Here is a 6,000-nt window from a genome sequence, read left to right as displayed (position 1 = left end):
GAGCGTGCTGAGCCTCGGGGTTCTGCGGGTCGCCAAGGATCTGGTAGTGGTTCCAGTACGCCTCCTGCGGACGAGGATGAGCCAGGCCCTTCGCCTCTAACAAAGCGATGGCCTCATTAGAGGCTTTAAGCGCTTTGCTCCGGTCCTCTGATCTAAAGGCGAGGGCTAAGGAAGTCAGAGCATCTACATATCCATAATGGTCGCCTGTTCGCTTAAACAACCGAATCGCTTTCCTGAGGTACTCAACCGCATGGGATTCCGCCGAAGTAGCCAAGCACACCTTGCCAAGGGCGAGCATTCGAAAAGCCCTATGAGTGGGGTCTCGGGAGTACAAGGCACCCGTAAGATGATCTTCCGATGCTAGTTGCAAAGCAAACTCAACTCTTCCTTGCTCAAGTGCGAGTCTGATTAACAAAGAATAGACGTTCCCATGCGCTTCCACCGCAGCCGGTACAGCCAAGGCTTTCATCAACATCGATCTAGCGAGTCTGAAGTTTGGTAAGGCATATAGAAGTGTACTGACTAGATTAGTCGTAACCACCAAAGTCCATCTTTTATCTCCCTTGCCGGCCATAAACGGAAGGCCCCTGCAAGCCTGCTTCAAGGCCTCTCGTAAATCACCAGCCATTGCGCACGCGCTAGCCAAGAGGGCCCTTGCCAAAGCTTCGGCAGGAAGGTTACCCATCTGGCAAAATGTTTGAGTAGCCAAGCCAAGTTGAATTTTGGCTTCTTGGGCAAATCCTTCAGCGTAATGTATGACTCCTCTAATCAAGTGACGGAGTCCGCGCTGATAAGCCTGCCCACTGTCCCATCTCTCAGCACGCTCAAGGCTTCTCAGCGCTTCTTTGTTAAGTCCTAGCGCCAACTCCACACGCCCTATGCTCGTCCAGAGACGCTCTAGGGTGGCAACGTCGGATCTGGGGTTAATCTCCTCCGCCAGTCTTCGCAAACCATTTCGCGCTTGAAAGAGTTGTCCCTTCCGGTATAAGAGATAGTACGTCAGTTCTCCTATTCTTGTGCGCTGCCGCTGATCCCTCATCACATCTGTGAGTCTCATGAGACGAGTAGTTGATCTGCGAGTCTCCGCAAACTTACCCTGCCAAAGATAGACCCATGCCCGCTGCAGCTCGCCCTCAAATCTCTCCTTTGCATTTCGAACCTCGCCAGATAAAAGAATCGCTCGGTCCAAATCAGCCTCCGCCTCTTCAAGCCTCCCAAGCGCTTGTCTAGCCGCCGCCCGCTTCCGTAGCAAGCGAATCACTCTGAGATGAGATGGTTTGGCCGTACTTACCAAGGCGAGTGCCTTCGTGTAGGCCGCCTCTGCCTCTCGCTGCTGGCCACCAGAGGCAGCCCGATCCCCGATAGCTTCCCATTGAGTACCTGCCTCCATTGGGAGCTCGGCTCCCTCAAGATGCCAAGCCAGGGCCTTCGCAGCAGCATCCGGTCGAGCCCTAACCAAAGGTATAGTGCGCCGATGCCAGTTGACCCTTGAATCCGCCGGAATCCATCGCAAGATAGCCTGTCGCAAGAAGAGGCTGGGAAAATAATAATCCGTGCCTTCCACCCCTATAAGTCCACGTTGGGACAACTGGTCGAGTAAGCGCAGCACGGATCGGCGGGGGAGTCGGGAAACTTCTACAAGCAATCCAAGACTCTCCCTGTGTCCGAGAACGCAAGCCGCCTCTAGAAGAGTGCATGCTTTCTCTAGAAAGGAGGGCAAGCCTCCTAGCAATTCGGTCGATGTAGGAGCGCCCGTGTATCTCCTGCAATACCCTTATTAGTCCTGATTCCCAAGTACGCCTAAACAGTTCAAGTCGTAATCCACTCAATTGTTGGGTTGCAGTTTCCAGCAAACGAGGATTTCCACCCGTGATTTCAGTTAATCTACCAACGAGGTGCGAACCCATTCGCTCTAAACCCCAAGATCCCAACAGCTCGCTCACTTCAGGAGGACTAAAAGGTCGGAGGGAAATAATCTCGTCGAAAAATTTTTGTTCTCCAAGAAATGTAAGTACATCCTTTGAGCAATCCTCTTCACTCCAAGTGAGAACAAATATAATGGGATGGCCATCCAATTCCTTCCGCAGCTGTCGGATGATCCTTAAACTATAAATATCCGCGGATTGGATATTATCGAACATGATCAAGGAGGTCCCCTTCGTGGCCTCCCGACGAATCACCGAACGAAGCCAGCTCATCATGTTCCTCTCTATAGATAGCAAATCCCTATCACGATCAGGTAACGGTGCGTCTCCACTTCGGTCAGCCAGGCTCAGTGAAAGACGGTGAAGACACTGGTAGGATTCAACTTCTTCTGCCAGCTCAGGCAATCGTATCAAGTGAGACGATCCCCATCGGGCGCGCTCCACAAGGAGTCTCCTTAACAGGGTTGTCTTACCTAAGCCCCAATCGCCACGGATGCCTATTGCACGGGTTAAATTTGTTTGAGATACTAAGAAAATTGACCGCAAGGGATCACATTCGCTTCTTACCATAAACCACGATGGGAAGGAGCGTAGAATTCCCGTATCAACTAGTCGTGGCGTGTTCATTCGACCTCGTATCTCCCGATATAGCCCCGCAGTTTCCTGCGTCGGCTCCACTCCTAAGTCACGTCGAAGGTGGGAAATCAAAGTGGAATATACGTAATTCACCCGGTCGCCGTTTCCATCGCGAGCGTAAATTTTCATTAGTTCTTGCGCTGCTGCTTCGTTAGCAGGATCGATCTGGAAGATCTTCTCAAAGACTCTTCGGGAACTTCCAATATTCCCCCCGAACTGAAGAATTCTTCCAGCGCGAGCAAGGGTCTCTAAATAGAGGACACGGAAGTATTCGCGGAACTCAGTGATCCAATCCAAAGGAATATCGTGTCCACCTAGCTCACCCTGATACGAGTTCAGTAACCTATCAAGAAGTGGAGTCGGATCTGTACCCTCGACTAATGTTTTGCTGATCCTTTCCAGTTCCCAGCAATCCACCCAGATAGTCTTCCTTTCCAGCCACAGATGGCTCGCATCCCACGACAGGAATTTAGTCCCAATAGTATCCATCAGCGCTTTTATTCGCCAGAGCAGCGTGCTTAGGTTGGAGAGCGCTCGCGCCCCTTCCCGATCAGGCCAAAGCGCCAAGGCAGCGCTTCTCCGCGATGATCTGGCGTTCGGCTGGAGTGCAAGGAAAGCCGCGAGTTCAACACCCTTGGTTGGAAGACGCAGTGGGTGGCCTGAAAATTCAATTCTCATCTCACCGAGAAGATAGATATTGACCGTCATGCCCTAACCTCGCCAACCAATTTTGACCCTAAACCATGCAACTACACTTCCAGGAAACTAGAACCAGGCCTTTCTCTATGCGCCCGCCGCAGGGGAACGAGTCAGTGGGAGTTAGTGAAGGTCTTCGCGCAAGTAGGGCGACGCCGACCCTTTCTGTTAAGCTTCCTTCAAACCACCTCCTGTCCAACTAGCGATTCAAGAGCAGCCACGATCTCAGGGTCGAACTGAGTTCCTGAATGCTGTTTGATAACCTCTAAGGCCTCAAAATGTGATCTCCCTTGCCGATAAGGCCTATCGGTCGTCAGTGCGTCAAATGCATCGACCACGAGGATGATTCGCGAGCCTGTCGGGATGGATCTTCCCCGAAGGCCCGCAGGATACCCTGTGCCGTCAAAGTGCTCATGGCTGTGCTTTACTATCTCAGCAGCCTTCTCATCAAGACTCTGGATCAACTCAGCCCCCGCAATAGGATGCCTCCGCACGACGGTCATCTCCTGTGAGGTAAGTCGCTGAGGTTTCCTGATGATGTCAACAGGAATCCCAATTTTCCCGATATCATGCATAAGCGCAGCTGTACGGATCGTGGGAATCTCGGACTCGGGCAAGCCCATTCTCCTTGCAACCTTGACAGCTAAATCAGCCACCCTTCTTGAGTGGTTCGAAGTGTAAGGATCTTTCAAATCTACCGCCTGGGAGATCATCTTCAAGCTTCGAAATAGCAGTACACTCTGCTCGTTGAGAAGTTTCCATGGATAGCAGAGCTCGGCCACAACCGCTATCCCAACCACAAGACCCAGGAGCCCGAACACCTCGCGACTTATGGCCAGCAGGAGAACCAGGGGAGGGGTAAGAAGATAGTAGGGGTAGAGTGTCGTAAATACAAGTGGCACTGCCCTGGAGAGTCCGATTCGTTCGCTCGAGATTAGGCTAAAGACGCGCAGCACCGCATCAATGATGAGAAAAATTCCGCAAGTGAGCAGGACGATGTAAGACGAAGTACCGGACAGGGAAGCCCTGTCCAGCAAAAGAGTCGTCACCCCAAGAGGGATGCTAAGAAGCAGCATAGATCTTGCGGCTTCTCCGGCCAAGTTTGCTTTAATGGCATTTCCGAGGAGGGCCTGTCCCAGAACAGAGGCAACGATTCCAGTCGCTAATGCGATTCCTGTTCCCATGATAACTAGAAGCGCAAGCACAACAGCGGAAGCCAGCGATAGAGGTAGCAACCCGAAATCCTCGAATCGGAATTCAATCCAGCCAGAGAAGATACCCGCAATGCCGATGAGCAGTAGTAGAGGTAGATAGAAAGTCAAGGGATCACCCAGGAACTCCGACGATCAGCCTCGCCGAGCCAAGACTCTCTTAAAGCTGCCTGATTTACAAAGCGTAGATTGATCGCTTCCCTCCCACCTCATTTCACGTAGAGGTGGCATTGCTCGGTTTTGGAGCCAACTGCATGGAGAGGCTTGAAGCCAGAGTTAGGAATGCAGCCACAACCTCAGAATCAAAGCGACTACGCTCGCTATTAGTCAGCCTTTGGACGACCTCGTCCAAGGTATTTGGCTTCAAGTAGGGATGAAGACCGTTTAGTGCACTATCCACTTCCTCTGCGACTGCAAGGATCTTAGCCATCAGGGGTATCCTCAATCCACCGCTTAAGCTCATGTCTACGTGGTGGTGTAGTATCGCCGAACAGATTTCAGGATTCCCGAGTTCTCGGGCGATGTCAGCTCCCAATTTAGAGTGAACGGATATCCAATCTACCGGTAAATCTGCTGTCGGATTCGCAAGCTCAGCCTCGAATGCGATCAGACCGACATCATGCAACAAAGCGGCATACTCTAGAGTTTCCAGTTCTCTGCCGCCCAAGCCTAGCTGTTGCCCAATCGCGACAGAGAGATCGGCTACTCTTCGAGCGTGTCCTCTCGTCTTCGGTTGAGTCATCTCGCCTGCTAGCATTACCCTCTCCACGATACGGAGATACACACTCCGCCGCTTGAGATAGAGTTGCATGGCTAAACGCTGAAAAGGAAGTAATGGGATAAACGCCAAGAGACTTAGAGCATGAACGTACCTATAAGAAAGGGCAAAGAGAAGACCAGTAAAAACACTCATCAAATTGCTGACCAGGAGATCTCGTCCGAAGGCCACCCACGTCCTAAAAAAGGGAAGGCCGCCAATGAGGCTGAGAGCTAAACCAACATAAAAGTTATTGACAATGTGAAAAGAGAAGGCACCCGTCAGAGCGCCCGCCATGAGGCGTATGGGCTGGTTGGGATCTAAGCCCTGGGAGACTAAGTGGAAAACCGCACTGCCGATCCCGACACTTATGCCCATCTGGCCGATGTTAAACGCTGACCGCCAAGGCACCCATCCTCTGCCCAGTGCGTTGCCGATGCCATAACTCAAGCCCCCAATGTATAGACCTATTTCGGGAGGAAATAGGTACATGGTGGCAAAAAGGAGAATCAAGGCGAAGCTGATCGTACCACCGGACGGATCTTCAACTATAATCGATGAGGCAATAATTACCAGAGTTGCGATCAGAACCTCTCCCAGCCCTACCCCTGAGAGAGAAGGGAGTGAAGCGATGACAACGGCCACCCAGGTAACTATAGTGGACAGTACGAGAAGTTGAAGCCTATCGGAAATTGGCCGATCGCAAATGGATCTCATCGCCTTCCAAAAAAGAACCAGACCGACACTACAGGCCCCTTTCTCCGCCTAAGAAGAT

4 protein-coding genes are annotated in these 6,000 nt (G+C 51.8%); all 4 read right to left on the bottom strand.

All coding sequences use genetic code 11. From position 1 onward, the window contains the following. The coding region (locus RB146_11050) for a hypothetical protein (protein ID MDQ7829508.1) at nucleotides 1-871 on the bottom strand (871 nt) is incomplete at its 3' end. Between the two features lie 580 nt (nucleotides 872-1,451). Continuing rightward, nucleotides 1,452-3,269 (bottom strand): BTAD domain-containing putative transcriptional regulator, encoded by a 1,818-nt coding sequence (locus RB146_11045; protein ID MDQ7829507.1) that lies wholly within the window; start codon nucleotides 3,267-3,269, stop codon nucleotides 1,452-1,454. A 167-nt stretch (nucleotides 3,270-3,436) separates the two neighbouring features. Further along, nucleotides 3,437-4,579, bottom strand: a complete 1,143-nt coding sequence (locus RB146_11040; protein MDQ7829506.1) for an HD domain-containing protein — start codon at nucleotides 4,577-4,579, stop codon at nucleotides 3,437-3,439. Nucleotides 4,580-4,682: 103 nt separating this feature from the next. Then, complete coding sequence (locus RB146_11035) at nucleotides 4,683-5,870, bottom strand: HD domain-containing protein (GenBank protein MDQ7829505.1); 1,188 nt, start codon at nucleotides 5,868-5,870, stop codon at nucleotides 4,683-4,685. Between the last annotated feature and the right edge of the window lie 130 nt (nucleotides 5,871-6,000).

Source organism: Armatimonadota bacterium, from assembly GCA_031081585.1.
Classification (GTDB): domain Bacteria; phylum Sysuimicrobiota; class Sysuimicrobiia; order Sysuimicrobiales; family Humicultoraceae; genus Geohabitans; species Geohabitans tengchongensis.
Note: the sequence above shows the minus strand (reverse complement) of the source record. Positions and strands in the feature narration are given on the sequence as shown.

What these genes read in the sequence shown, in the direction of transcription:
- RB146_11045 (MDQ7829507.1), bottom strand. Translation starts at nt 3,269, where the DNA reads ATGACGGTCAATATCTATCTTCTCGGTGAGATGAGAATTGAATTTTCA.